25 protein-coding genes and 1 riboswitch are annotated in these 26,210 nt (G+C 72.6%); of the genes, 21 read left to right on the plus strand and 4 right to left on the minus strand.

Annotated features, from left to right (window positions below; translation table 11 throughout):
* Window positions 1-104 precede the first annotated feature (104 nt).
* The 8 genes from aroC (at window position 105) to ACGF13_RS16410 (ending at window position 7,753) form a co-directional block, all read left to right on the plus strand.
* Window positions 105-1,289, plus strand: coding sequence for a chorismate synthase (aroC, locus tag ACGF13_RS16375; RefSeq protein ID WP_392874742.1), 1,185 nt, complete (start codon window positions 105-107; stop codon window positions 1,287-1,289).
* Window positions 1,286-1,807, plus strand: coding sequence for a shikimate kinase (locus ACGF13_RS16380; RefSeq protein ID WP_392874745.1), 522 nt, complete (start codon window positions 1,286-1,288; stop codon window positions 1,805-1,807). The genes aroC and ACGF13_RS16380 overlap by 4 nt, the downstream gene beginning before the upstream one ends.
* On the plus strand, window positions 1,800-2,891 hold the full coding sequence (aroB, locus tag ACGF13_RS16385) for a 3-dehydroquinate synthase (RefSeq protein ID WP_392874748.1): 1,092 nt from the start codon (window positions 1,800-1,802) through the stop codon (window positions 2,889-2,891). Before ACGF13_RS16380 ends, aroB begins: the two co-directional genes overlap by 8 nt.
* Window positions 2,892-2,899: 8 nt before the next feature.
* Complete coding sequence (gene aroQ, locus ACGF13_RS16390) at window positions 2,900-3,328, plus strand: type II 3-dehydroquinate dehydratase (protein ID WP_392875774.1); 429 nt, start codon at window positions 2,900-2,902, stop codon at window positions 3,326-3,328.
* Between the two features lie 70 nt (window positions 3,329-3,398).
* Complete coding sequence (locus ACGF13_RS16395) at window positions 3,399-4,271, plus strand: AAA family ATPase (RefSeq protein WP_392874751.1); 873 nt, start codon at window positions 3,399-3,401, stop codon at window positions 4,269-4,271.
* A gap of 80 nt (window positions 4,272-4,351) precedes the next feature.
* Window positions 4,352-5,161, plus strand: a complete 810-nt coding sequence (locus ACGF13_RS16400) for an Fpg/Nei family DNA glycosylase (RefSeq protein WP_392874754.1) — start codon at window positions 4,352-4,354, stop codon at window positions 5,159-5,161.
* Window positions 5,162-5,347: 186 nt separating this feature from the next.
* Window positions 5,348-5,674, plus strand: a complete 327-nt coding sequence (locus tag ACGF13_RS16405) for a putative quinol monooxygenase (protein WP_392874757.1) — start codon at window positions 5,348-5,350, stop codon at window positions 5,672-5,674.
* A 69-nt stretch (window positions 5,675-5,743) separates the two neighbouring features.
* The gene (locus ACGF13_RS16410; protein ID WP_392874760.1) at window positions 5,744-7,753 is read left to right on the plus strand and encodes an AAA family ATPase; all 2,010 of its coding nucleotides are present in this window, start codon (window positions 5,744-5,746) and stop codon (window positions 7,751-7,753) included.
* 7 nt (window positions 7,754-7,760) lie between these two features.
* Here ACGF13_RS16410 and ACGF13_RS16415 read toward each other — a convergent pair whose 3' ends face one another.
* Together ACGF13_RS16415 and ACGF13_RS16420 are read right to left on the minus strand one after the other, a co-directional pair.
* Complete coding sequence (locus tag ACGF13_RS16415; protein ID WP_392874763.1) at window positions 7,761-9,434, minus strand: hypothetical protein; 1,674 nt, start codon at window positions 9,432-9,434, stop codon at window positions 7,761-7,763.
* Window positions 9,435-9,484: 50 nt separating this feature from the next.
* A complete protein-coding gene (locus ACGF13_RS16420; RefSeq protein ID WP_392874766.1) occupies window positions 9,485-9,868 on the minus strand; it encodes an ArsR/SmtB family transcription factor in 384 nt (127 codons plus the stop codon).
* A gap of 81 nt (window positions 9,869-9,949) precedes the next feature.
* Window positions 9,950-10,164, plus strand: a riboswitch (cobalamin riboswitch).
* A gap of 28 nt (window positions 10,165-10,192) precedes the next feature.
* On the opposite strand from ACGF13_RS16420, the gene ACGF13_RS16425 reads away from it, so the two are divergent.
* Complete coding sequence (locus ACGF13_RS16425; RefSeq protein WP_392874769.1) at window positions 10,193-11,308, plus strand: HoxN/HupN/NixA family nickel/cobalt transporter; 1,116 nt, start codon at window positions 10,193-10,195, stop codon at window positions 11,306-11,308.
* A gap of 78 nt (window positions 11,309-11,386) precedes the next feature.
* Here ACGF13_RS16425 and rpmG read toward each other — a convergent pair whose 3' ends face one another.
* Entirely contained in the window at window positions 11,387-11,551 is a 165-nt protein-coding gene (gene rpmG, locus ACGF13_RS16430) for a 50S ribosomal protein L33 (RefSeq protein ID WP_030056206.1), read from the minus strand.
* 258 nt (window positions 11,552-11,809) lie between these two features.
* On the opposite strand from rpmG, the gene ACGF13_RS16435 reads away from it, so the two are divergent.
* The 5 genes from ACGF13_RS16435 (at window position 11,810) to ACGF13_RS16455 (ending at window position 16,034) form a co-directional block, all read left to right on the plus strand.
* Complete coding sequence (locus tag ACGF13_RS16435; protein ID WP_392874773.1) at window positions 11,810-12,916, plus strand: M24 family metallopeptidase; 1,107 nt, start codon at window positions 11,810-11,812, stop codon at window positions 12,914-12,916.
* 76 nt (window positions 12,917-12,992) lie between these two features.
* Window positions 12,993-13,556, plus strand: coding sequence for an elongation factor P (gene efp / locus ACGF13_RS16440; RefSeq protein WP_392874776.1), 564 nt, complete (start codon window positions 12,993-12,995; stop codon window positions 13,554-13,556).
* A gap of 4 nt (window positions 13,557-13,560) precedes the next feature.
* A complete protein-coding gene (gene nusB / locus ACGF13_RS16445) occupies window positions 13,561-13,998 on the plus strand; it encodes a transcription antitermination factor NusB (protein ID WP_392874779.1) in 438 nt (145 codons plus the stop codon).
* Window positions 13,999-14,137: 139 nt separating this feature from the next.
* Window positions 14,138-14,965, plus strand: a complete 828-nt coding sequence (locus tag ACGF13_RS16450) for a thioesterase family protein (protein ID WP_392874781.1) — start codon at window positions 14,138-14,140, stop codon at window positions 14,963-14,965.
* A 151-nt stretch (window positions 14,966-15,116) separates the two neighbouring features.
* The gene (locus tag ACGF13_RS16455) at window positions 15,117-16,034 is read left to right on the plus strand and encodes a hypothetical protein (protein ID WP_392874783.1); all 918 of its coding nucleotides are present in this window, start codon (window positions 15,117-15,119) and stop codon (window positions 16,032-16,034) included.
* 148 nt (window positions 16,035-16,182) lie between these two features.
* Here ACGF13_RS16455 and ACGF13_RS16460 read toward each other — a convergent pair whose 3' ends face one another.
* Window positions 16,183-16,686 carry a transcriptional regulator gene (locus ACGF13_RS16460; protein ID WP_030056198.1) on the minus strand — a complete coding sequence of 168 codons (504 nt, stop codon included), beginning with the start codon at window positions 16,684-16,686 and terminating at the stop codon, window positions 16,183-16,185.
* A gap of 330 nt (window positions 16,687-17,016) precedes the next feature.
* Here ACGF13_RS16460 and pyrR point away from each other — a divergent pair, with 330 nt between their 5' ends.
* From pyrR to ACGF13_RS16495, 7 genes are all read left to right on the plus strand, one after another.
* A complete protein-coding gene (pyrR, locus tag ACGF13_RS16465; protein ID WP_392874786.1) occupies window positions 17,017-17,640 on the plus strand; it encodes a bifunctional pyr operon transcriptional regulator/uracil phosphoribosyltransferase PyrR in 624 nt (207 codons plus the stop codon).
* A 5-nt stretch (window positions 17,641-17,645) separates the two neighbouring features.
* Complete coding sequence (locus ACGF13_RS16470; protein WP_392874788.1) at window positions 17,646-18,641, plus strand: aspartate carbamoyltransferase catalytic subunit; 996 nt, start codon at window positions 17,646-17,648, stop codon at window positions 18,639-18,641.
* Window positions 18,638-19,942 carry a dihydroorotase gene (locus ACGF13_RS16475; protein WP_392874791.1) on the plus strand — a complete coding sequence of 435 codons (1,305 nt, stop codon included), beginning with the start codon at window positions 18,638-18,640 and terminating at the stop codon, window positions 19,940-19,942. Before ACGF13_RS16470 ends, ACGF13_RS16475 begins: the two co-directional genes overlap by 4 nt.
* On the plus strand, window positions 19,942-20,535 hold the full coding sequence (locus ACGF13_RS16480) for a hypothetical protein (protein WP_392875777.1): 594 nt from the start codon (window positions 19,942-19,944) through the stop codon (window positions 20,533-20,535). Before ACGF13_RS16475 ends, ACGF13_RS16480 begins: the two co-directional genes overlap by 1 nt.
* A complete protein-coding gene (gene carA / locus ACGF13_RS16485; RefSeq protein WP_392874794.1) occupies window positions 20,532-21,689 on the plus strand; it encodes a glutamine-hydrolyzing carbamoyl-phosphate synthase small subunit in 1,158 nt (385 codons plus the stop codon). Before ACGF13_RS16480 ends, carA begins: the two co-directional genes overlap by 4 nt.
* Window positions 21,682-24,990 carry a carbamoyl-phosphate synthase large subunit gene (carB, locus tag ACGF13_RS16490; RefSeq protein ID WP_392874798.1) on the plus strand — a complete coding sequence of 1,103 codons (3,309 nt, stop codon included), beginning with the start codon at window positions 21,682-21,684 and terminating at the stop codon, window positions 24,988-24,990. The genes carA and carB overlap by 8 nt, the downstream gene beginning before the upstream one ends.
* A gap of 88 nt (window positions 24,991-25,078) precedes the next feature.
* Window positions 25,079-26,182 carry a quinone-dependent dihydroorotate dehydrogenase gene (locus tag ACGF13_RS16495; protein WP_392874801.1) on the plus strand — a complete coding sequence of 368 codons (1,104 nt, stop codon included), beginning with the start codon at window positions 25,079-25,081 and terminating at the stop codon, window positions 26,180-26,182.
* Window positions 26,183-26,210 lie beyond the last annotated feature (28 nt).

Here is a 26,210-nt window from a genome sequence, read left to right on the forward strand (position 1 = left end):
TGTGCCGCCGGGTGCTGCTGGGGCATGAAAGGATTCAGGGACAAGGCACGCCCGGGGCGGGCCCCGGCGGTGCCGAGGTCCGGTCCGCTGATGAAGGAGCTCCGTTGGGTACGTTGCGCTGGCTGACGGCGGGGGAGTCGCACGGCCCCGCACTCGTCGCGACGCTGGAAGGCCTGCCCGCCGGTGTACCGGTCACCACCGACGTGGTGGCCGACGCGCTGGCGCGCCGCCGGCTCGGTTACGGCCGCGGGGCGCGGATGAAGTTCGAGCAGGACGAGGTGACTTTCCTCGGCGGCGTCCGGCACGGTCTGACCATGGGCAGCCCGGTCGCGATCATGGTCGGCAACACCGAGTGGCCGAAGTGGGAGCAGGTCATGTCGGCCGACCCGGTCGACCCCGAGGTGCTGGCGGGCCTGGCCCGCAACGAGGCGCTCACCCGCCCCCGGCCCGGCCACGCCGACCTGGCCGGCATGCAGAAGTACTCGATCGACGAGGCCCGGCCGATCCTGGAGCGCGCCAGCGCCCGTGAGACGGCCGCCCGGGTCGCGCTGGGCGCCGTCGCCCGCGCCTACCTGCGCGAGGTGGCCGGGATCGAGATCGTCAGCCACGTGGTCGAGCTGGCCGCCGCCAAGGCGCCGGCCGGCGTGGTGCCGCTGCCCTCGGACGAGGCCCGGCTGGACGCCGACCCGGTGCGCTGCCTGGACGAGGACGCCTCGAAGGCGATGGTCGCGGAGATCGACCAGGCCCACAAGGACGGCGACACCCTGGGCGGCGTGGTCGAGGTGCTGGCGTACGGCGTGCCGGTGGGCCTCGGCTCGCACGTGCACTGGGACCGCCGGCTGGACGCGCGGCTGGCCGCCGCGCTGATGGGCATCCAGGCGATCAAGGGCGTCGAGGTCGGCGACGGCTTCGAGCTGGCCCGGGTTCCGGGCTCCCAGGCGCACGACGAGATCGTCCCGACCGCCGAGGGCGTCAAGCGCACCTCCGGCCGCTCCGGCGGCACCGAGGGCGGCCTGAGCACCGGCGAGGTGCTGCGGGTGCGCGCCGCGATGAAGCCGATCGCGACCGTGCCGCGGGCGCTGCAGACCCTGGACGTGCGCACCGGCGAGCCGGCCAAGGCGCACCACCAGCGCTCGGACGTCTGCGCGGTGCCGGCCGCGGGCATCGTCGCCGAGGCGATGGTCGCGCTGGTGCTGGCGGACGCGGTCAGCGAGAAGTTCGGCGGCGACAACGTCTCCGAGACCCGCCGCAACGTGCAGGGCTACCTCGACCACCTGATCGTCCGATGACCACACCCCTGGTGGTGCTGGTCGGCCCGCCCGGCAGCGGCAAGTCCACCGTCGGGCGGGTGCTGGCCGAGCGCCTGGGCGTGGGCTTCCGGGACACCGACGCCGACATCGAGGCGACGGCCGGCAAGCCGATCCCGGAGATCTTCGTCGACGAGGGCGAGCCGCACTTCCGCGCGCTGGAGGCGCAGGCCGTGCGCGCGGCCGCCGAGGGACACGACGGGGTGCTGGCGCTGGGCGGCGGCGCGGTGATGGCCGAGGCCACCCGCGTGCTGCTGCACGGGCTGCCGGTGGCCTTCCTGGAGGTCCCGCTCGCCGACGCGGTCAAGCGGGTCGGCCTGGACGCCCCGCGCCCGCTGCTGGCCGTCAACCCGCGGGCCCGCTGGCGCGAGCTGATGGAGGCCCGCCGCCCCCTCTACCTGGAGGTGGCCACCGCCGTCGTCGACACCGCCGGGCGCAGCCCGGAGCAGGTCGCGGACGCCGTACTGGAAGCACTGGAGCTGAAGACCCCCCATGAGTGACACGACCGTCAGGATCAACGTCGGCGCCGGCGCCGGCCATGACGCGTACGAGGTGCTGATCGGGCACCAACTGCTGGGTGAGCTGGCGCCGCTGGTCGGTACCCGGGCGAAGCGGGTGGCGGTGATCCACCCGGAGGCGCTGGCCGCCACGGCGGACGCGATCCGTGACGACCTGGCCGGCGAGGGCTACGAGGCCATCGTGCTGCAGGTGCCGAACGCCGAGGAGGCGAAGAGCGCCGAGGTCGCCGCGTACTGCTGGTCGGTGCTGGGGCAGACCGGGTTCACCCGCAGCGATGTGATCGTCGGACTGGGCGGTGGCGCGACCACCGACCTGGCCGGGTTCGTCGCGGCGACCTGGCTGCGCGGGGTGCGCTGGATCTCGATGCCCACCACACTGCTCGGCATGGTCGACGCGGCGGTCGGCGGCAAGACCGGCATCAACATCGCCGAGGGCAAGAACATGGTCGGCGCGTTCCACCCGCCGGTGGGCGTGCTGGCCGACCTCGCCACGCTGGAGACCGTGCCCCGGCACGACTACGTCTCCGGCCTGGCCGAGGTCATCAAGTGCGGCTTCATCGCCGACCCGGTGATCCTCGACCTGATCGAGGCCGACCCGGAGGGCGCGAAGACGCCGGCCGGGCCGCACACCGTCGAGCTGATCCGCCGGGCCGTCCAGGTCAAGGCCGACGTGGTCTCCGGGGACCTCAAGGAGTCCGGGCGCCGGGAGATCCTCAACTACGGCCACACCCTGGGCCACGCCATCGAGCGCAACGAGCGCTACAAGTGGCGGCACGGCGCGGCGATCTCCATCGGCATGGTCTTCGCCGCCGAACTCGGCCGTCTGGCCGGGCGGTTGGACGACGAGACGGCGGACCGGCACCGCACCGTGCTGGCCTCGGTCGGCCTGCCGCTGAGCTACCGGGCGGACGCCTGGCCGAAGCTGCTGGACGCGATGAAGATCGACAAGAAGTCGCGCGGCGACCTGATCCGCTTCATCGTGCTGGACGGCCTGGGCAAGACCTCCGTGCTGGAGGGCCCCGACCCGTCGCTGCTGGTCGCCGCGTACGCGGAGGTCTCGGCGTGACCAGGGTGATGGTCCTCAACGGCCCCAACCTGGGCCGGCTGGGCAGCCGCGAGCCGGACGTCTACGGCGCCACCTCGTACGCCGGCCTGGTCGAGCGCTGCACCGAGCTGGGCAAGGAGTTCGGCTTCGAGGTCGAGGTCCACGAGACCAACTCCGAGCAGCAGATGGTGCAGTGGCTGCACGAGGCCGCCGACGGGCAGGTGCCGGTGGTGATCAACCCCGGCGCGTTCACCCACTACTCGTACGCGATGCGGGACGCCGCGGCCCAGCGCACCGCGCCGCTGATCGAGGTGCACATCTCCAACCCGTACGCCCGGGAGACCTTCCGGCACACCTCGGTGATCGCCGCGGTGGCCTCCGGCACCATCGCCGGATTCGGCCTCGGCTCGTACGAGCTCGCGCTGCGCGCACTGGCCGAACGGCTCACCACCCGCTGAGGGCAAGGGCGGTGGCCCGGCGGCGGACTGTGCCCGCCGCCGGGCCGCCGTGTAGTGTCCACGCTGAGAGGTGTGGGGAGGTGCCGTGACGCAGTACACCGGAGGCGGGCAGGTCCCGCCGCGTCCCGTCGCTCCGCCGGTGCCGCCGGGGGGCGGTGCACGGGGGACGTCGTCGGGGGCGCCGCTCTCCCCGCCGTCCGCGCCGCCGGTCCACCCGGCGCCCACGGCCCCCGCCGCTCCCGGGCCCGCCGCCCACCCGGCTCCGGCCCCCGTGGCCGCACCGGCGCCGACCGCGCCGGTGCCCGCCGGCGGCACCGGGCACTTCGTGCTGCCGTCCGGCGCACCCGTCCAACTGCCCGCCCACCCGCCGCAGCAGCACGCGCCCACCGGTCCGATCGCCGTCCTGCTGATCGGACCGGCCGGAGCCGGCAAGACCACCGTCGCCCGCCACTGGGCCGAGCGGCGGCCGGGACCGACCGCGCACATCAGCCTGGACGACGTCCGCGAGTGGGTGCAGTCCGGCTTCGCCAACCCGCAGTCCGGCTGGAACAACGCCTCCGAGGCGCAGTACCGGCTGGCCCGCCGCACCTGCGGCTTCGCCTGCCGCAACTACCTGGCCAACGGCATCTCCTGCATCATCGACGACGCCGTCTTCCCGGACCGCCCGGCGATCGGCCTCGGCGGCTGGAAGCGGCACATCGGCCCCGGCATGATCCCGGTCGTGCTGCTGCCCAGCCTGGACTCGGTGCTGCACCGCAACGCCCGGCGCAGCGGCAACCGCCGGCTCGGGGACGAGGAGGTGGCCCGCATCCACGGGCGGATGGCCGGCTGGTACAACTCCGGGCTGCCGATCATCGACAACTCCTACCTGGACGTCGCCGGGACGGCCGCCGAGCTGGACCGCGTCATCCTGGCCCGGCTGATGGGCATCCCGGTCCGCTGACCTGCGGCGCGGCGGGGCCTGTCGGAGCCGGCTGCGATGATGGACGGGTCCAGTCGCAGCACCCGGAGGAGCTGACGCCCGTGCCCGAAGGCCACATCATCCACCGCCTGGCCACCGAGAACCGGAAGGCCTTCGGCGGCCGCTCGGTGCGGGTCTCCAGCCCTCAGGGCCGGTTCGCCGACGAGGCCAAGGTGATCGACGGGCAGCTGCTCACCGCGACGGAGGCCACCGGCAAGCACCTCTTCCTCGGCTTCGAGGAGGGCGCCTGGGTGCACGTCCACCTCGGCCTCTACGGCGGCTTCACCTTCGGCGCCGGCCCGGCGCCCGAGCCCGTCGGGCTGGTCCGGCTGCGGCTGGAGAACGAGGACGGCTACGCCGACCTGCGCGGTCCCAACACCTGCGCGCTCGTCACCGAGGAGCAGAAGGCCGCCGTCGCCGCCCGGCTGGGCCCCGACCCGCTGCGCGCCGACGCCGACCCGGAGGCCGCCTGGCGCCGGATATCGGGCAGCCGCACGACCGTCGCCGCGCTGCTGATGGACCAGAAGGTGCTGGCCGGAGTGGGCAACGTCTACCGGGCCGAGGTGCTGTTCCGTCACGGCATCGCCCCGCACCGGGCCGGGCGCGAGCTCACCCGCCGGGAGTGGGACGCGGTCTGGGCCGACCTGGTCGCCCTGATGCGGGAGGGCGCCACCGCCGGGCGGATCGACACCGTCCGTCCCGAGCACACCCCCGAGGCGATGGGCCGCGCGCCCCGGGTGGACGACCACGGTGGCGAGGTGTACGTCTACCGGCGGGCCGCCATGCCCTGCCTGGTCTGCGGCACCGACGTGCGGACGGAGGAGCACGCCGCCCGCAACCTGTTCTGGTGCCCGACCTGCCAGGCGGCGTGAGCGGAACCGGCCGGGACGCGTGCCGCACCGGGACGCGTGCCGCACCGGGACGCGTGCTGCCTCGTGAAGCGTGCCGCCCCGTGTCGTAGGCGGCCCCGCTGACCTGCGACGATGGGTGTCGCGCGCGCCGAGCCGCGTGCCCCTGTCCGTACGGCCACGTGTGAACGTGGAACGAAAGGAAGCTCCATGATCTTCATTACGGTCAAGTTCCCGGTCCGCCCGGAGCGCGCCGACGACTGGCTGAGCCTGGTCGACGAGTTCACCCAGGCCACCCGCCAGGAGCCCGGCAACCTCTTCTTCGAGTGGTCCCGCAGCGTCGACGACCCCAACGAGTTCGTCCTGGTCGAGGCGTTCCGCGACGGCGACGCGGGCAAGGCACACGTGGAGTCGGCGCACTTCACCAAGGCCATGGAGGAGCTGTCGTACGCGGTGGCCGCCAAGCCGCGGATCGTCTCGACCGAGATCCCCGGCATGGACGGCTGGGCGGAGATGGGCGAGATCACCCCCCGGTGACCTGAAGCTCCCTCCGGTCGGGTGCCCAGCCCGTAGGCTGGGGCCCGGCCGGTCGGAGGGAGCAGGCGGATGGAGCGGCGCGAGGTGTCCAACACCGTGTCGGATGCCACGGTGGGCGGCCACGTGGTGCAGGCCGAGACCATCGGATCGGTGCACTTCCACGATCGGGAGCCGCTGCCGAGGCCACGTCAGATCCGCCCGCCGCGCGGTCCCTTCGTCAACCGGGAGCCGGAACTCGCCGCGCTGACCCGGGCTTTGGGCCGGGTCGAGGAGGACGGGCTCGGGGTCGTGGTGTTCACCGGCCTCGGCGGGGTCGGCAAGACCGAGCTGATCGCCAAGTTTGCCAGGGACCACCGGGAGCACTTCCCGGGCGGGGACCTTTACGCCGACCTGAAGGCCTACCGGCACCATGGCGGGGTGGACCTGCCCGAGTTGCTGGCCGGCTTCCTGCGCGCCCTCGGTGCCGAGCCCCCGGTCGTGGAGGCCGAGCGGTTCACGGCGTTCCGCACCGCCACCGCCGAGCGCCGGTGCCTGTTCTTCCTGGACAACGTCGAGCACGCCGCGGAGGTCCGCGCGCTGCTCCCGTCCAGTGGACTGGTGGTGGTCGCGAGCCGGCGGCGGTTGCCCGCGCTGCGGACGGACGGTGCCGAGGTGCGCCGGCTCGGGCCGCTGAGCGCGACGGCGGGCGCCGAACTGGTGCGAGGCTGGGTGGGCTCCGGGCGGGGCACCGACGGGGAACTGGCGGAGCTGGTCGAGCTGTGCGGCGGGCTGCCGCTCGCGCTGAACGCGGTCGGGAGCCAACTGCTGGACCGGGACAGCCTGCCGGTCGGCCGGGTGGTGGCCGAACTGCAGGACCGGGAAGGCGGGCTGGCGATGCTGGAGGACGAGGGGAGCGATCTCGGCGCGACCTACGACCTGGTCTACGAGCGGCTTTCGGCGCGGGGCCGGGCGCTCTATCACCTGATCGGCGTCCACCCCGGCCCCTTCGTGTCCGCCGAACTGGCGCGCGCGGTCGGCGTCGAGCGGGCCGAGCGGGCGATCGCGGAACTGCGTGACGTCCACCTGCTGGACGAGGTGGTGGACGACGACGAGGGTGAGAACCGCTACCGGGCCCACGACGTGGTGCGGCTGCACGCCTACGGCCGGACCCAGGAGCTGCCCGACCGCGGGGTCCTCCTCGCCGCTGTCGTGGCGTACTACCGGGGCCGGGCATCGGTCGCCGACCGTGCGATGGCCGCGAAACGGCTCCGCCTCCAGGACCCGAGCGGTGACGAGCTGCCCCGCTTCCCCTCCGACACCGCCGCGTTGGAGTGGCTGTACGCCGAGCGCGCCAACTTCCGCGCGGTGGTGGAGTCGGCGGCCGAGCAGGGGTGGCACGGCGAGGTGTGGCGGCTCTGCGAGTCGCTCTGGTTGCTGTACCACGACCGCAAGCTCTACCAGGACTGGATCGCCACCCACCGGATCGGCATCGAGTCGGCGCAGTGGGACAACCAGCCCGCCGCCGTGGTCCGGATGCGCAACCAGCTGGCCCGGGCCCACCACGAGCGGAAGGAATTCCGGCTCGCCGCCGAGCAGTTGGCGCTCGCCACGGAGCAGGTGCCGCTGGTGGCCGACCGGCAGGTGCTGGGGGTGCTCTACGAGACGGACGGTCTGCTCTGCCTGGCCGACGGCCGTCCCGGCGACGCGGTGGAGCGGTTCACCCTGGCCCTCGCGGAGAACCGGGGCGACGAGCACGGCGAGATCGTCCAGAGCTACAACCTGGCGCAGGCGCTGATCGCGGACGGGCGCGCGGAGGAGGCGCTGACCGTGCTGGCCGGGGCCACTGATCAGGCCGAGCGGACGCAGGACGTCGACATGTTGATGAAGCTGCCGCTGGTCCGGGCCCGGGCCCACCGGGCGCTGGGGCAACTGGACCTCGCCCTCGCCCAGGCCCAGGACTGCGCCCGGCGGGCCAGGCACCGGAGCCAGTACGCGAAGGAGGCGCAGGCCCACACCCTGCTCGCCTCCCTCGCCGAGGAGCAGGGCGACGAGGAACTGGCCGAGCGCAGCCGTGCGCGGCTGCGGGAGCTGCAGGGGTAGACGCGCCTCAGGGACCGGTACGGAACGACACCCGGGTGCGCTGCTCGCCGGTGCGGACGGTGAGCCCGTGGTCGGGGAGGGCGGCCGGGGCGCCGCCCTCGGCGAGCCAGCAGGCCACGGCGGAGCCGAGCAGCAGCGGGTCGATCGCCGGGTCGGGGCGGTTCCAGTCCGGTTCGGCGCGGGCCTCCAGCAGCAGGCCGGTGCGCAGCCGGAGCAGGTGGCGGGCCGGGCCGAGGGCGGCCACCACGACGGCGAGGCCGGGGAGTTCGGCGGCGGTGTCGGCGAGCCAGCGGGCGGCGGGGAGTTCGGCGTGCACCTCGGTGCGGGCGAGGACCTCGGCGGTGTAGCGCAGGGCGTCGCCGGGGTGGTCGTCGGTGAGGGCGTGGAAGCCGCGCGGGGTGTGGTCGTCCGGATCGAAGGGGTAGCGCCGGAGGCTGACGTCGGTGCCCTCGCTCCGGCCCTCGACGTCGTACGCGGTGGGCCCCTCGGTGGTGGCGGGGTGCGGGACGGGCTTGGGGTAGGGCGGCAGGGCCGGTTCGTCCCGGGGTTCGTCCAGCTCCTTCAGGAAGGAGTAGAGCAGCGGGCGCAGCAGGCGGGCGGACTCGCCGCGGTGGGCGAGCGACCGGTCGGTGATGTCGCTCAGGTCGGCCGGGTCCCGGGCCAGGGCCAGTTCGAGCTGGGCGGTGAGGTCCCCGTCGGGGTCGAGGACGGGCGCGGCCTGGCCGAAGGCGTAGCTGGGGGAGCGCGGGTCGAGTTCGGCGGCGCCGGTGGTGACGAGCAGGGTGCGGTGGTCCAGGGCGGCGCCGTAGAAGGTGACCGAGCCGTGGTCGCCGATCACGCAGTCGGCGGCGACGAGCGCGGCCTGCCAGCCCTGGTGGGGCGGGATCAGGCGCAGGCCCATCCGGCAGGCGGCGGCGAGCAGCGCCTCGGGGTCGTGCCGGCTCCACACGTTGGGGTGCAGGACGACGGCCACCGTGTACTCGTCGGCGGGCAGTCGGCGGACCAGCCGCTGGGGCAGGTCGGGGTGGCGGCCGAATAACGAGTGCTCGCTCCAGGTGGAGCTGACGACGACGAGCCGTCGGCCGCCGACGGCGCCGAGCGCGGCGCGGTAGCCGTCGCGGGAGCGCCGGCTGCCGAGCATCCGGTCGAAGCACGGGTCGCCGACGACCTGGGCGACGTCCAGCGCCTCGGGGCAGGAGTCCCGCAGCCGGTCCAGCTGCTCGGGGTGGGAGAGGCCCAGGACGTCGACGAACACCCGTCCGTGGTGGGTGAGTTCGTTGCGGGACAGGCCGGCGGCGCTGACCGTGTCGCCGGTGGACTCGGTGACCAGGCGGTTGTAGCCGGCGCCGTGCGGGAGGACGACGAGGCGGGCGTCCAGGCGGTGCATGGAGGAGTGGACGGCGCAGGCGACGGCGAGGTCGAAGCGGCGGCGGACGGCGTCCTCCCAGTCCAGCACGGTGAAGCCGGACAGGCCGTGCAGGTACTCGTCCAGGGCGCGGTCGGCGAAGGCGGAGCCGGGGTTGACGGTGAAGTAGCGCTCGATGCCGTCCGGGCTCAGCAGGGTGAGGACGTCCAGGACCCGGGTGGCCGAGGTGAGGGTGCGGGCGACCGCCAGCACGCGGGCCCTGACCGGTCGGGTGTTCCAGCGGTCGGCGGGCCAGGCGTGGGGGTGGGACGGCACACCATGATCGTACTCATCCGGTTGGGCCGCGGCGCGGTTCCGAGTGCGGGTCAGCCCGCGGCCGCGCTGGGCTCGTGGTGCTCGGCGGCGGCGCACTCGTTGAGCAGGGGGCGCATGGCCTCGTCCACGAGCCGGTAGCGCACCACTCGTCCGTCCCGGTCGCCGGTGACCACGCCGGCCGTGCGGAGCAGCCGCAGGGCCTGGGAGACGGCCGGGTCGCGCATGCCGGTGGCGACCGCGAGATCGCTGACGGCGAGCGGGCCTGCCCGGTGGAGGGCGAGCAGCAGGGCGAGCCGGCCGGGGTCCGCGAGCAGGGAGAACCGCTCGGCCCAGGACCGGACGTGCGCGGGCTCGCCGATCGCGGCGATGGCCTCGCAGACCCGGTGTCCGTCGATGGTGCGGTGGCCCGCGCGGTCCTCCGGTACGAGATGCATGCGGACATTCTCGCAGGCGGGGGCCTGTGATCCTGGACACCTGCGCAGGTGCGCAGCCTTGCACGGGTCGGGGCGGGGCCCTACGGTGTTCCCCGCCGTGGTGCTCGGGAAGACCGGTGACGGACCCTCAGGGGTCCCAGCCCGGAGCGGCCCTCGCCACTGTGATCGGGCCGCTCCTCCGTCCACGGAGGAGCGTCGTCCGCACCCATGAAGCCACTGGGCGCCTCGTGCGCCTGGGAAGGCGGGTGCGGGTGTTCCCGTCAGCCAGGAGACCGGCCACGGCATCTCACGAGGTTTTCCACGAGGTGCTGGAGCGTGATCCGCATGACCCTGCCCGAAACCGTTTCCGCCGGGACCGAACCCGGCCCCGCCGCGCTGCCCACCTTCAGATGGCGGCGCGAGGACACCGTCCGTACGGCCGCGCTGATGGCGGTGATCGTGGCCATGCACGTGGTGGCCTTCGGCACGCTGATCTTCCTGGTCGCACCCGAGCGGTACACGGTCGGCACCCAGGTCTTCGGGGTGGGCCTGGGTATCACCGCGTACACCCTCGGCATGCGGCACGCCTTCGACGCCGACCACATCGCGGTGATCGACAACACCACCCGCAAGCTGATGGCGGACGGCAAGCGGCCGGTCTCGGTGGGCTTCTGGTTCGCCCTCGGGCACTCCTCGATGGTGGTGCTGATGGCCGCCCTGGTGGCGGGCGGCGCGCAGCTGGCGAACACGCTGATGGACGACGAGTCGGCCACCCACAAGTGGCTGGGCATGGTCGGCACGACGGCCTCCGGCGCCTTCCTCTACCTGATCGGCGCGCTCAACCTGGCGGCGCTGCTCGGCATCCTCAAGGTGTTCCGCTCGATGCGGGCCGGGCAGTTCGACGAGAAGGAGCTGGAGGCGCACCTCGACTCGCGCGGCTTCATGGCCCGGGTGCTGAACCGGGCGACCCGCTCGATCACCCGGCCGGGGCAGATGTTCCCGGTGGGCATGGTGCTGGGCCTGGGCTTCGACACCGCGACCGAGGTCACCCTGATGGTGATGGCCGGCTCGGGTGCGGCCTCCGGGCTGCCGTGGTACGCGATCGTCTGCCTGCCGCTGCTGTTCGCGGCCGGGATGAGCCTGTTCGACACCCTGGACGGGACGTTCATGAACTTCGCGTACCAGTGGGCCTTCGCCAACCCGGTGCGGAAGGTGTACTACAACCTGACCATCACCGGTCTGTCGATCGCGGTGGCCTTCATCATCGGCACCATCGAGCTGGTCGGGGTGCTGCACGAGAAGCTCGACCTGACCGACCCGGTCACCGGGTTCATCGCGGACATCTCACTGGACAACGTCGGCTACGCCATCGCCGGGCTGTTCGTGGTCGTCTGGGCGATCGCGATCGGGTACTGGAAGCTCGCCCGGGTCGAGAAGCGCTGGACGCCCGACAGTCCGTGACCGGGCGGCCGCCGGCCTCCGAGTACGTGGAACGGCGCCACCCCGAACCCGGGGAGGCGCCGTTCGGCGTGTGCGGGGTCAGCGCTCCTCGCGGAAGTCGACGTGCCGGCCGGCGGCCGGGTCGTACTTGCGCAGGACCATCCGGTCCGGGTCGTTGCGGCGGTTCTTGCGGGTCACGTACGTGAAGCCGGTGCCGGCGGTGGAGCGGAGCTTGATCACCGGGCGCAGTTCGCTGCGGGCCATCGGGGCCTCCTGGGGCCTGAGGGGTCCGGCCCCGGGTGTCGGACCGGGACCGGGCGCCGAAATGGAAGTCGTTTCCAGTGGATGGGAACGTGGGCCGCGCCCTGCCCATTCCCGGACGCCGGGTCGCCGCCGAAGGACGCGGCGGGTGGGGGGAGCCGGGAGCGCGGCGCGGTCGCGCGGGGGCGCGCAAGGGGCACCGGGGGTTCTGTCGGGGGCGCTCGGCGGGCGGTTCGGGCCGGGGGTTCGTAGGCTCGACGCATGGCGGATGCGTACGCGGGGCGGCGGGAGCGGGTGAGGGAGCACTGCAGTGCGGCCGGGGCCGACGCGGCGCTGATCACCCGTGCGGCGAACGTGCGGTACCTGACGGGCTGCGCGCCCTGCGGGGCGAGTCTGCTGCTGACCAGAGAGCGGGCCCTGCTCGCACTGCCGGACGACCTGCCGCCGGACGACACCGGCGAGCACCTGATCGCCCCGGACGTCACCCGGCTGCCGGTGGCGGCCGGGTCGGACACCGCGCTGGCCGCCGCGTCGGTCGCCATGCGCTCGGGGGTGGCGGGTCTGGCGGTGGAGGAGCACGACCTGACCGTCAGCCGGCACCGGGCGGTCGGCGGCCTGACCGAGGGGGCACGGCTGGTGGACCTCGGCCAGACCGTGGAGCGGCTGCGGGTGGTCAAGGACGAGCACGAGATCGCCGACCTGCGGATCGCCGCCGAGATCGCCGACCAGGCGCTCGGCGAGCTGCTGGAGTCGATCCTGGTCGGCCGCACCGAGCGGCACCTGGCGATGGAGCTGGAGCGCCGGATGATCGACCACGGCGCCGACCGGGCGGCCTTCCCGGTCTCGGTCGGCACCGGCAGCCACTCCGGCCAGGCCGCCCACCAGCCGACCGACCGCCGGGTGGAGGAGGGCGACTTCCTGACCGTGGTGATGGGCGCCCAGTACCGCGGCTACGGCGTCTCCACCGCCCGTACCTTCGTGATCGGCGCCGCTCCCGCGCCCTGGCAGGTGGAGCTGCACCGGCTGGTCTTCCGGGCCCAGCGGGCCGGGCGGGAGGCTCTCGGACCAGGGGTGGAGCAGTGCGTACCCGACCGGGCGGCCCGGCAGGTCCTGGAGGCGGCCGGCCACACCGAGGCCTCCCCGCACCCGGTGGGCCACGGCATCGGGCTGGAGATCCGGGAGGCCCCGCGACTCGGTCCGGCGGACATGGGTAAACTGGACAGCCGCGTACCGGTCACCGTCGGCCCAGGGGTCCACCTCCCGGGCAAGGGCGGGGTCCGGATCGAGGACACGCTCGTCGTGCGCCCCCTCGAAGAGGGCGGGCCCGAGCTGCTCACCATCACCACCAAGGAGCTCCTCGCCCTGTGACCGCGGCCCCCGGGCCGTGGGCGGCAGGACGCACCCCTTGGTTCCTTGACAGCTATATCCAGGAGTAAGTGCGCCCGTGGCTTCCACGAACGATCTCAAGAACGGCATGGTCCTCAAGCTGGAGGGCGGCAAGCTCTGGTCCGTCGTCGAGTTCCAGCACGTCAAGCCCGGCAAGGGCCCGGCCTTCGTGCGTACCAAGCTCAAGGAGGTCCTGACGGGCAAGGTCGTCGACAAGACCTTCAACGCGGGCACCAAGGTCGAGACCGCCAACGTCGACAAGCGTGGCATGCAGTTCTCGTACAAGGACGGCGAGAACTTCGTGTTCATGGACATGGACACCTACGACCAGCTGACCATCGAGCCGTCGGTCGTCGGCGACGCCGCCAAGTACCTGCTGGAGGGCTTCGAGGCCCTCGTCGCGCAGAACGAGGGCTCGGTCCTGTACATCGAGCTCCCGGCCGCCGTCGAGCTGACCATCGCCGAGACCGAGCCGGGCGTCCAGGGCGACCGCTCCACCGGTGGCACCAAGCCGGCCACCCTGGAGACCGGTGCCCAGATCCAGGTGCCGCTCTTCGTCACCACCGGCGAGAAGATCAAGGTCGACACCCGCGACGGCAGCTACCTCGGCCGGGTGAAGTAAGTCCGTGTCGGCCGCACGCAGCAAGGCCCGCACCAGGGCCTTCCAGATCCTCTTCGAGGCCGACCACCGCGGGGTCGACCCGCAGCAGGTCCTCGCCGACTGGGTGGCCCGCGCCCGCGAGCCCAGGCCCGACGAGGGCACCCCGCAGGTGGGTGAGTACACCATGGAGCTCATCGAGGGGTACGTCCAGCACGCCCGCCGTATCGACGACCTGATCGAGCAGTACGCCGTGGGCTGGACCCTCGACCGGATGCCGATCGTGGACCGCAACGTCCTGCGGCTCGGTGCGTACGAGCTGATCTGGGAGGACGGCGTCCCGGACGCGGTCGTCCTGGACGAGTCCGTCGAGATCGCCAAGGAGTTCTCCACGGACGACTCCCCGGCCTTCGTCAACGGCATGCTCGCCCGCTTCCTGGAGCTGAAGCCGGGCATCCGCCGGTAACAGGCGTCCCGTGAACGGCCGCCGGACCCGAACAGGTGTCCGGCGGCCGTTCCGCGTTTCACCCGGTCGGCGTAGGCTGTGGACCTACTTGTCAGTAACTTGACGTCCGGAACCACGCGTGAAGGGCAGGTCCCGCCACATGACCACGGCGACCCGCAGCGAGTTCGACCAGGGCATCGCCCTGACCAGGCACCCCGAGGAGGCCGGCCGCTACGACGCCGAGCTCGGCGCCGGCTGGCAGATCGGCGGTGGGGTGAACGGCGGACTGCTGCTCGCCGTGGCCGGACACGCGCTGTCGCTGGAGCACGAGGCGCATCCGGACCCGGTGTCGATCAGCGGTTACTACCTGTCCGCCTCCACCCCCGGCCCGGCCACCGTCCGCACCGAGGTGCTGCGCACCGGCCGCGGCCTGTCCACCGGCACCGCCTCGCTCAGCCAGGACGGCGTCGAGCGGCTGCGCGTGGTGGCCAGCCACGGCGACCTCGCCGCCGCCGACGGCGAGGTGCGCACCAGCGCGCAGCCGCCGCAGCTGCCGCCGCCGGACCAGTGCATCGGCCTCGAACACGCGCCCAAGGAGCTGATCGCCCAGGCCGCCCTGCTGGAGCGGTTCGACCTGCGGCTGGACCCGGCCACCGTCGGCTGGGCGCTCGGGCAGCCCTCCGGCAACGGGCGGATCCAGGGCTGGTTCCGGCTCGCCGACGGGCGCGAGCCCGACCCGCTGCTGCTCCTGCTGGTCGCCGACGCGCTGCCGCCGGTCACCTTCGACCTCGGCATGCCGGGCTGGGCCCCCACCATCGAGCTGACCGTCCACCTGCGCGCCAAGCCCGTGCCCGGCTGGCTTCGGGTCACCCACGCGACCCGCAACCTGGCCGGCGGCTACTTCGAGGAGGACGCGGAGGTCTGGGACGAGTCCGGCCGGCTGGTCGCCCAGTCCCGCCAGCTGGCCCGGGCGCCCCGGCCGGCCTGACCCGAGGCCCCGGAGGGTCCGTATTACCGGTGGTTACATTCCTGTGACACGCCGTACGTGTGCGGCGCGCGCGGATGGGGAGGAAGACGGTCAGCGGCGAGCTCGTCGCCGACCGTCAACTTCACCCGACCGCCGAAGCCAGGAGCCATCGATGAGCCAAAAGGGGCGCGCCCGCCGTAACTCCGACTGCACCTCCGGCGGCTCGCGGCCCGTGGTGCGGGCTCCGCACCGGCCGCGGCCGGCCGAGGGAGCCGAGCAGGCGTTCGTCATCGGGGTGCTCACCAACGCCGCGGACTTCGCCCGGGCCCGCGCCTGGGGGATCTCGGACGCCCCCGACCACGAGCGCTACCTGGCCGACACCGCCGACCTGCTGGCCGAGGCGCTGGAGCGGTTCGACACCGTCCGGGCCCGGATGTTCCACCCGCAGGACTTCGAGGAGTTCTGCGTGCTGCACGGGCTGGACCCGGCCGAGCCCGCCGCCCGTGACCGCTACCTGGTCAACCCGGCCCTGCAGACCCAACTGCTGTCCTACCAGGGCGAGGAGCTGGCCGGGGACTTCGTGCCGCGCCTGGTGCGGGCCCGGGAGAACGGGCTGACGCTCTGCCACGCCGACCTGCTGCTCGACGGGGGCCTGTACGGGGGCGCGGGCGCGCCCGACGAGGAGCACGCCGCCTGGGTGCGCGCCGCCTACCAGCGCGGGGGCGAGGTGTTCCGGCGGATGCTGGTCGGCGCGGGCGCCGGCGTGTACGAGCTGCGCCTGCGGGTGGACGCGCCCGGCGGGACGCTGACCGCCGCGGCGCGGGTGCTCCAGTGGGAGGACGGCGTGGTCCGGATCAACGACGAGGACCTGGAGCTGGTCTGCGCGGTGCTCTGCACCGGGCTGGCCCTGGAGCTGCCGGGCGTCGCGGTGCTGCACGGCTCACAGGGCTCGGCGGCCACCTGCGGGGAGTACCTGCCGGCCTCCTGGGCCTGGTCGAGCGGCGGCCAGGAGTGGGCGCCGGCCGACCGGCCGGTCCGGCTGGACGGCGTGGCCGCGCAGCCCGGTTACAGCCTGGGCACGGTCTGCTGACGCCCGCGCCGCGCCGCCGCGGTGTGACCACACCGCGGCGCGGCCCCCGAACCGGGGAGCCGCGCCGTGACGTTTCTGCTTGCCAGCACTACGGAAGCGAGTGCTGGGTTGTCCCTGGATCCGCTGGCGGGAGCCGGTGCGGTGAGCCTCAGCTCGCGTCCTCCTCGCGCACCGCACGGCGCGCGTCGGGGTTCAGCACGCCCCAGGAGATCAGCTGCTCGGTGAGGATCGACGGGGACTGGTCGTAGATGACGGCCAGGGTGCGCAGGTCGTCCTGGCGGATCGACAGCACCTTGCCGTTGTAGTCGCCGCGCTGGCTCTGGATGGTCGCCGCGTAGCGCTGCAGCGGGCCGGCCTTCTCGGAGGGGACCTGGGTCAGTCTCTCCAGGTCCAGGACCAGCCGCGGCGGCGGCTCGGCCGCGCCGCCGGGGGTGCCGCCGGGCAGCAGCTCCTGCACCGGGACGCCGTAGAACTCCGCCAGTTCGGCCAGTCGCTGCACGGTGACCGCACGGTCACCACGCTCGTACGAGCCGACGACGACTGCCTTCCATCGCCCCTGGGACTTCTCCTCGACACCGTGCAGGGAGAGCCCCTGCTGGGTGCGGATCGCTCGGAGCTTGCCTCCGAGTTGCTTCGCGTAGTCGCTGGACATTGATCTCCCCGGACGAGATTGCTTCGCGTTCAGTGGTGGGTCACGGGCGATTGCCGACGTCGTTACCGGTGGGTCCGACGTCCGTCTCGTAACTCACTGTGAGGTTACGTAGAGTAAGGTAGATGCGTCAAGCCGAATGGGGCAGTCGTGCGAATGGCCCGCATCGTCGGCGCGTCCGGAGTGTTAACCCCGGGAAGCGGAATGATGGACTTCTGTTTGCGATCCGGCGCGCTGGTAGGATGACCCGAAGCCCACGCCCGGTCGGCGGGGGCCATCCCAGACATCCTTTAAGACCCGTCCCGTGAGGCGGGGAAGGAGGTCCGCTTCGGCATGACCACACACAATGAACCGACGTCCCGGCCGCCGCACCAGGTGCTGGACGGCGCGGACATCGCCCGGGTCGTCACCCGGATAGCGCACGAGATCGTCGAGCGCGCCAAGGGCGCGGAGGACGTCGTGCTGCTCGGCATCCACACCAGGGGCGTCCACCTCGCCCGCCGCCTGCACGGCCGGCTGGCCCAGATCACCGGGCGCGACATCCCGCTGGGCACCCTGGACATCACCATGTACCGGGACGACCTGCGGCTGAAGCCCGCCCGCGCCCTGGAGCACACCGAGATCCCGCCCGGTGGCATCGACGGCAAGCTCGTCATCCTCGTCGACGACGTGCTCTTCTCCGGCCGCACCATCCGCGCCGCGCTCGACGCGCTGAACGACATCGGCCGCCCGCGCGCCGTCCAGCTCGCCGTCCTGGTCGACCGGGGCCACCGCGAGCTGCCGATCCGCGCCGACTACGTGGGCAAGAACCTCCCCACCTCGCTGCGCGAGGCCGTGCAGGTGCGCCTGTCCGACAGCGACGGCGTGGACGCCGTCCTGGTCGGCGACCGCGACTTCGCCGTCCGCTCCTCGCAGGCCCTGGCCTCCCAGCCTTCCGAACCGCACCTCCCGGAGTGACCCGCGTGAAGCGCCACCTCGTCTCCGCCGCCGATCTCAGCCGCGACGACGCGCTGCTGATCCTGGACACCGCCGAGGAGCTGGCCCAGCTCTCCGGCCGGGCCGTCAAGAAGCTGCCCACGCTGCGCGGCCGCACCGTCGTCAACCTCTTCTTCGAGGACTCCACCCGGACGAAGACCTCCTTCGAGGTCGCCGAGAAGCGCCTGTCGGCCGACGTCATCAACTTCTCCGCCAAGGGCTCCTCGGTCTCCAAGGGCGAGAGCCTCAAGGACACCGCGCTGACCCTCCAGGCGATGGGCGCCGACGCGGTGGTCATCCGCCACCACGCCTCCGGCGCGCCGGCCCGCCTGGCCCAGTCCGACTGGCTGCACGGCAGCGTGATCAACGCCGGTGACGGCACCCACGAGCACCCCACCCAGGCGCTGCTCGACGCCTTCACCATGCGCCGCCACCTCAACCCCGGCAGCGGAAACGACCTCGCGGGGCGCCGGGTGACCATCGTCGGCGACGTCCTGCACAGCCGGGTCGCCCGCTCCAACGTCCACCTGCTGAACACGCTGGGCGCGCAGGTCACCTTCGTCGCCCCGCCGACGCTGCTGCCGATCGGGGTCGAGAACTGGCCCTGCGAGATCAGCTACGACCTGGACGCCGTGCTGCCCAAGACGGACGCGCTGATGATGCTGCGGGTGCAGCGCGAGCGGATGAACGCCGCGTTCTTCCCGACCGAGCGCGAGTACAGCCGCCGCTACGGCATGAACGGCCGCCGGATGGCCCAGCTGCCGGACCGGGCGATCGTGATGCACCCCGGCCCGATGGTCCGCGGCATGGAGATCACCGCCGAGGTCGCCGACTCGCCGCGCTGCACCGCCATCGAGCAGGTCGCCAACGGCGTCTCCGTCCGGATGGCCGTCCTCTACCTGCTCCTCGGCGGCGCCGTCTTCGCCGACACCCCCACCCCCACCGACTCCTCCCGCACCGACTCCGTGGAGACCTCCCAGTGACGAGCTACCTGATCCGCAACGCCAAGATCCTGGGCGGCGACCCGCAGGACCTCCACCTCGCCGACGGCGTGATCAAGGCGATCGGCACCGGCCTGACGGTCGAGGCCGACATCGAGATCGACGCCACCGGCCTGATCGCCCTGCCCGGCCTGGTCGACCTGCACACCCACCTGCGCGAGCCCGGCCGCGAGGACGCCGAGACCGTGCTCACCGGCACCCAGGCCGCCGCGATGGGCGGCTTCACCGCCGTCCACGCGATGGCCAACACCACCCCGGTGGCCGACACCGCCGGCGTGGTCGAGCAGGTCTGGCGGCTCGGCCAGGAGGCCGGCTACTGCGACGTCCAGCCGGTCGGCGCCGTCACCGTCGGCCTGGAGGGCAAGAAGCTCGCCGAGCTCGGCGCGATGCACGAGTCCGCCGCCAACGTCCGGGTCTTCTCCGACGACGGCAAGTGCGTGGACGACGCGGTGCTGATGCGCCGCGCCCTGGAGTACGTCAAGGCCTTCGACGGCGTCGTCGCCCAGCACGCCCAGGAGCCCCGGCTCACCGAGGGCGCCCAGATGAACGAGGGCCAGGTCTCCGGCGAGCTCGGGCTCGGCGGCTGGCCGGCCGTCGCCGAGGAGTCGATCATCGCCCGCGACGTGCTGCTCGCCGCACACGTCGGCTCCCGGCTGCACGTCTGCCACCTCTCCACGGCCGGCTCGGTCGAGATCGTCCGCTGGGCCAAGTCCAAGGGCTGGGACGTCACCGCCGAGGTGACCCCGCACCACCTGCTGCTCACCGACGAGCTGGTCCGCACCTACGACCCGGTGTACAAGGTGAACCCGCCGCTGCGCACCGCCGAGGACGTCCGGGCGCTGCGCGCGGCGCTGGCCGACGGCACCATCGACGCCGTCGCCACCGACCACGCGCCGCACCCGGACGAGGACAAGGACTGCGAGTGGGCCGTGGCCGCGATGGGCATGGTCGGCCTGGAGACCGCGCTGTCGGTCGTGCAGCAGACCATGGTCGACACCGGCCTGCTGAACTGGGAGGGCGTCGCGGACCGGATGTCGCACCGCCCGGCCCGGATCGGCCGTCTCACCGGCCAGGGCCGGCCGGTCTCGGTGGGTGAGCCTGCCAACCTGGTCCTGTTCGATCCCGCGTACCGTGGAGCCGTGAACCCGGACAGCTTCGCCACCCGTAGCCGTAACACCCCCTACAAGGGCCTTGACCTGCCCGGACGGGTGCACGCCACCTTCCTGCGGGGCCGCGCCACGGTGCTGGCCGGGGAGCTCGCCGAGCAGGACGGCACCCGGTGATGGACCACGCCGCGCTCGCCCAGGAGCAGGCGAAGGTCACCGACTGGCCCGGCTACATCGGCTGGTCCGTCGGGCTGCTGATCGTGATCGGCCTCGTCTACTGGCTGATGCGCCAGGGCTGGAACTGGCGGCGCACCCTGCAGTCCGGCATGCCGCCGCTGCCGGCCGTGCCTTCCCGCGCCGGGCGCACCATCCTGGAGACCAGCGGCCGGTACCACGGCACGACCACCGCCGGGAACTGGCTCGACCGGGTCGTCGCCCACGGCCTGGGCACCCGCAGCCGCGCCGACCTCACCCTCGGCGAGGACGGCCTGCTGGTGCAGCGCCCCGGTGACGTCGACTTCTGGATCCCGGCCGAGCACCTGACCGGTGCCCGCACGGACTCCGGCATCGCCGGCAAGGTCGTCCCCTCCGGGCTGCTCGTCGTCACCTGGGCGCTCCCCCAGCCTTCGGCCGGGGGGACCCCCATGGGCACCATTGAGCTGGACTCCGGCTTCCGGGCCGACCACCCCGATGAGCACGCCGCCTGGGTCGAGGCGATCGCTCAGCTCGCAACACGTACGAAGACGAAGACGGAAGAGGCCGCGCAATGACCGCACCTGCCCCCACCACGCAGCGCCAACGGCGGGAACGAGTGCCTGCCGTGCTCGTCCTGGAGGACGGCCGGACCTTCCGCGGCCAGGCCTACGGCGCCATCGGCGAGACCTTCGGCGAGGCGGTCTTCAACACCGGCATGTCCGGTTACCAGGAGACCCTCACCGACCCGTCGTACCACCGCCAGGTGGTCGTGATGACCGCCCCGCAGATCGGCAACACCGGCTGGAACGACGAGGACGACGAGTCCAAGCAGATCTGGGTCGCCGGTTACGTCGTGCGCGATCCCGCCCGGGTCGCCTCCAACTGGCGCTCCCGCCGCTCGCTCGACGAGGAACTGGTCGCCCAGGGCGTCGTCGGCATCAGCGGCATCGACACCCGCGCGCTGACCCGCCACCTGCGCGAGCGCGGCGCGATGCGCTGCGGCATCTTCTCCGGCGAGGCGCTGGCCGACCCGGCCGCCCTGCTCACCCGGGTGCAGGAGTCGCCCGAGATGAAGGGCGCCGACCTGTGCGCCGAGGTGGCCACCACCGAGGCGTACGTCGTCCCCGCGATCGGCGAGAAGCGCTTCACCGTCGCCGCGCTGGACCTCGGCATCAAGGGGATGACCCCGCACCGGATGGCCGAGCGCGGCATCGAGGTGCACGTGCTGCCGGCCAACTCCACCCTGGAGGACCTCTACGCGGTCCAGCCGGACGGCGTGTTCTTCTCCAACGGCCCGGGCGACCCGGCCACCGCCGACCACCAGGTCGCCGTCGCGCAGGGCGTGCTGGAGCGCCGGACGCCGTTCTTCGGCATCTGCTTCGGCAACCAGATCCTCGGCCGCGCCCTGGGCTTCGGCACCTACAAGCTCAAGTACGGCCACCGCGGCATCAACCAGCCGGTGCAGGACCGCACCACCGGCAAGGTCGAGGTGACCGCCCACAACCACGGCTTCGCCGTGAACGCCCCGCTGGACACGGTGAGCGACACGCCCTACGGGCGGGTCGAGGTCTCCCACGTCTGCCTCAACGACGACGTGGTCGAGGGCCTCCAGGCGCTCGACGTCCCCGCCTTCAGCGTGCAGTACCACCCCGAAGCTGCTGCCGGCCCGCACGACGCGGCCTACCTCTTCGACCGTTTCGTGAAGCTCATGGAGGCCCAGCGTGCCTAAGCGCACCGACATCAAGTCCGTCCTGGTGATCGGCTCCGGCCCGATCGTGATCGGCCAGGCCGCCGAGTTCGACTACTCGGGTACGCAGGCCTGCCGGGTCCTCAAGGCCGAGGGCCTGCGGGTCATCCTGGTCAACTCCAACCCGGCCACGATCATGACCGACCCGGAGATCGCCGACGCCACCTACGTCGAGCCGATCACCCCGGAGTTCGTCGAGAAGATCATCGCCAAGGAGCGCCCCGACGCGCTGCTGCCGACCCTGGGCGGCCAGACCGCGCTCAACACCGCGATCTCGCTGCACGGCGCCGGCACGCTGGAGAAGTACGGCGTCGAGCTGATCGGCGCCGACGTCGAGGCGATCAACAAGGGCGAGGACCGCGACCTCTTCAAGGGCGTCGTCGAGGCCGTCAACGCCAAGATCGGCCACGGCGAGTCCGCCCGCTCGGTCATCTGCCACACCATGGACGAGGTGCTGGCCGGCGTCGACACGCTCGGCGGCTACCCGGTCGTCGTGCGGCCCTCCTTCACCATGGGCGGCGCCGGCTCCGGCTTCGCCCACAACGAGGAGGACCTGCGCCGCATCGCCGGCCAGGGCCTGACCCTCTCGCCGACCACCGAGGTGCTCCTGGAGGAGTCCATCCTCGGCTGGAAGGAGTACGAGCTGGAGCTGATGCGCGACAAGAACGACAACGTCGTGGTCGTCTGCTCCATCGAGAACTTCGACCCGATGGGCGTGCACACCGGTGACTCGATCACCGTCGCCCCGGCGATGACGCTCACCGACCGCGAGTACCAGATCCTGCGCGACATCGGCATCGCCGTCATCCGCGAGGTCGGCGTCGACACCGGCGGCTGCAACATCCAGTTCGCGGTCAACCCCGAGGACGGCCGGGTCATCGTCATCGAGATGAACCCGCGCGTCTCCCGCTCCTCGGCGCTCGCCTCCAAGGCCACCGGCTTCCCGATCGCCAAGATCGCCGCCAAGCTGGCCGTCGGCTACACCCTGGACGAGATCCCGAACGACATCACCGAGGAGACCCCGGCCTCCTTCGAGCCGAGCCTCGACTACGTCGTCGTCAAGGTGCCGCGGTTCGCGTTCGAGAAGTTCCCGAGCGCCGACGCCACGCTGACCACCACCATGAAGTCCGTCGGCGAGGCCATGGCCCTCGGCCGCAACTTCCCCGAGGCGCTCCAGAAGGCGCTGCGCTCGCTGGAGAAGAAGGGCTCCCAGTTCTCCTGGACCGGCCCCCTCGGCGACAAGGCGGAGCTGCTGGCCAAGGCGGTCGTGCCGACCGACGGCCGGATCAACACCGTCATGGAGGCCATCCGGGCCGGCGCCACCCCGGAGGAGGTGTTCGAGGCCACCAAGATCGACCCGTGGTTCGTCGACCAGCTCTTCCTGCTCGACGAGATCGCCGGCGAGCTCGCCGAGGCCGCCGAGCTCACCCCCGAGCTGCTGCGCCACGCCAAGCGGCACGGCTTCTCCGACCAGCAGATCGGCGAGATCCGCGGCCTGAAGCCGGACGTCGTCCGCGAGGTGCGCCACGCCCTCGGCATCCGCCCGGTGTTCAAGACCGTCGACACCTGCGCCGCCGAGTTCGCCGCCAGGACCCCGTACTTCTACTCGTCCTACGACGAGGAGAACGAGGTCGCCCCGCGCACCAAGCCCGCCGTGATCATCCTGGGCTCCGGCCCGAACCGCATCGGCCAGGGCATCGAGTTCGACTACTCCTGCGTGCACGCCTCCTTCGCGCTCGCCGACGCCGGGTACGAGACCGTCATGGTCAACTGCAACCCGGAGACCGTCTCCACCGACTACGACACCTCCGACCGGCTCTACTTCGAGCCGCTCACCCTGGAGGACGTGCTGGAGATCGTCCACGCCGAGCAGCAGGCCGGCCCGCTCGCCGGTGTGATCGTCCAGCTCGGCGGCCAGACCCCGCTGGGCCTGGCCCAGGCGCTCAAGGACAACGGCGTGCCGATCGTCGGCACCCAGCCCGAGGCGATCGACCTCGCCGAGGAGCGCGGCGCCTTCGGCCGCGTCCTGAGCGACGCCGGCCTGCCGGCCCCCAAGCACGGCACCGCCTTCTCCTTCCAGGAGGCCAAGGCGATCGCCGACGAGATCGGCTACCCCGTGCTCGCCCGCCCGTCCTACGTGCTCGGCGGCCGCGGCATGGAGATCGTCTACGACGAGGCCTCGCTGGCCTCGTACCTGGAGCGGCACGCCGGTCTGATCTCCGAGCACCCGGTGCTCATCGACCGCTTCCTGGACGACGCGGTGGAGATCGACGTCGACGCGCTCTACGACGGCACCGAGCTCTACCTCGGCGGCGTCATGGAGCACATCGAGGAGGCCGGCATCCACTCCGGCGACTCCGCCTGCGCGCTGCCCCCGATCACCCTCGGCGGCTTCGACATCAAGCGCCTGCGCACCTCCACCGAGGCCATCGCCCGCGGTGTCGGCGTCCGCGGCCTGATCAACATCCAGTTCGCCATGGCCGGGGACATCCTCTACGTCCTGGAGGCCAACCCGCGCGCCTCCCGGACCGTCCCGTTCACCTCCAAGGCGACCGCCGTACCGCTGGCCAAGGCCGCCGCCCGAATCTCGCTCGGCGCCACCATCGCCGAGCTGCGCGCCGAGGGCCTGCTCCCGGCCGAGGGCGACGGCGGCACCCTGCCCGCCGACGCGCCGATCGCGGTCAAGGAGGCCGTGATGCCGTGGAGCCGCTTCCGCGACGTCCACGGCCGCGGCGTGGACACCGTGCTCGGCCCGGAGATGCGCTCGACCGGTGAGGTCATGGGCATCGACAAGGTCTTCGGCACGGCCTACGCCAAGTCGCAGACCGGCGCCTACGGCGCGCTGCCGACCAAGGGCAAGGTCTTCGTCTCCGTCGCCAACCGGGACAAGCGCAACCTGGTCTTCCCGGCCCGCGCGCTGGTCGGCCTCGGCTTCGAGCTGCTCGCCACCGCCGGCACCGCCGAGGTGCTCCAGCGCGGCGGCATCCCCGCCACCGTGGTGCGCAAGCACAGCGAGGGCGAGGGCCCGAACGGCGAGCGGACCATCGTCCAGCTGATCCACGCCGGCGAGGTCGACCTCATCATCAACACGCCGTACGGCACCGGCGGGCGCCTCGACGGCTACGAGATCCGCACCGCGGCCGTGGCCCGCGCGGTGCCCTGCCTGACCACCGTCCAGGCGATGGGCGCGGCCGTCCAGGGCATCGACCGGCTGCTGCGCGACGAGGTCGGGGTGATGTCGCTCCAGGAGCACGCCGAGCTGATCAACGCCGGCCGCAAGTAGCACCACCGCAGTGGGGGGCACCGGAGCCTTTGGGTGCCCCCCACTTCCATGCCCGAGTACGGCTTCTGGTCCGGGAGTTGAACCACCCTTGTACAAGCTTCTGTTCGATCTGGTCTTCAAGAAGATGGACCCCGAGAAGGCCCACCACCTGGCCTTCTTCTGGATCCGCCTGGCCTCCTCGGTGCCCGGCCTGCGCACCCTGGTGCGGCTGGTGCTCGCCCCGCGGGACCGCGCCCTGCGCACCCGCGCCCTCGGCCTGGACCTGCCCGGCCCGTTCGGCCTGGCGGCCGGCTTCGACAAGAACGGCGTCGGCATCGACGGCCTGTCGATGCTCGGCTTCGACTACGTCGAGATCGGCACCATCACCGGCGAGCCCCAGCCCGGCAACCCGGCGCCCCGGCTGTTCCGCCTGGTCGAGGACCGCGCGCTGATCAACCGGATGGGCTTCAACAACCAGGGCTCGGCCCGGGTCGCCGCCCGGCTGGCCGCCCGCCCGCACACCAGCTCCACCCCGGTGATCGGCGTCAACATCGGCAAGACCAAGGTGGTCGAGGAGGCCGACGCCGTCGCCGACTACGTGAAGTCCACCGAGCGGCTCGCCAAGTACGCCGACTACCTGGTGGTCAACGTCAGCTCGCCGAACACCCCCGGGCTGCGCAACCTCCAGGCCGTGGACCACCTGCGGCCGCTGCTCGCCGCCGTCCGCGAGGCCGCCGACCGCACCACCCCGCACCACGTGCCGCTGCTGGTCAAGATCGCCCCCGACCTGGCCGACGAGGACGTCGACGCGGTCGCCGACCTCGCCCTGGAGCTGGGCCTGGACGGCATCATCGCCACCAACACCACGATCGGCCGCGAGGGCCTGCGCACCGACGCCCGGCGGGTCGAGGAGATCGGCATGGGCGGCCTGTCCGGCGCCCCGCTCAAGGCCCGTGCCCTGGAGGTGCTCCAGCGGCTGCGCGCCCGCACCGGGGGCCGGCTGACCCTGGTCTCGGTCGGCGGCATCGAGACCGCCGAGGACGCCTGGCAGCGGATCGTCCACGGCGCCGACCTGGTCCAGGGCTACAGCGCCTTCATCTACGAGGGCCCGTTCTGGTGCCGGAAGATCCACAAGGGCCTGTCCGCCAAGGTCCGCGCGGGCGGCTTCCGCAACCTGGCCGAGGCCGTCGGCAGCGCCGTCCGCGGCGCGTGAACACCCCCATCGGTTCTGGAAAGGACGA

The organism is Kitasatospora sp. NPDC048286 (genome assembly GCF_043201735.1).
Taxonomy (GTDB): Bacteria; Actinomycetota; Actinomycetes; order Streptomycetales; family Streptomycetaceae; genus Kitasatospora.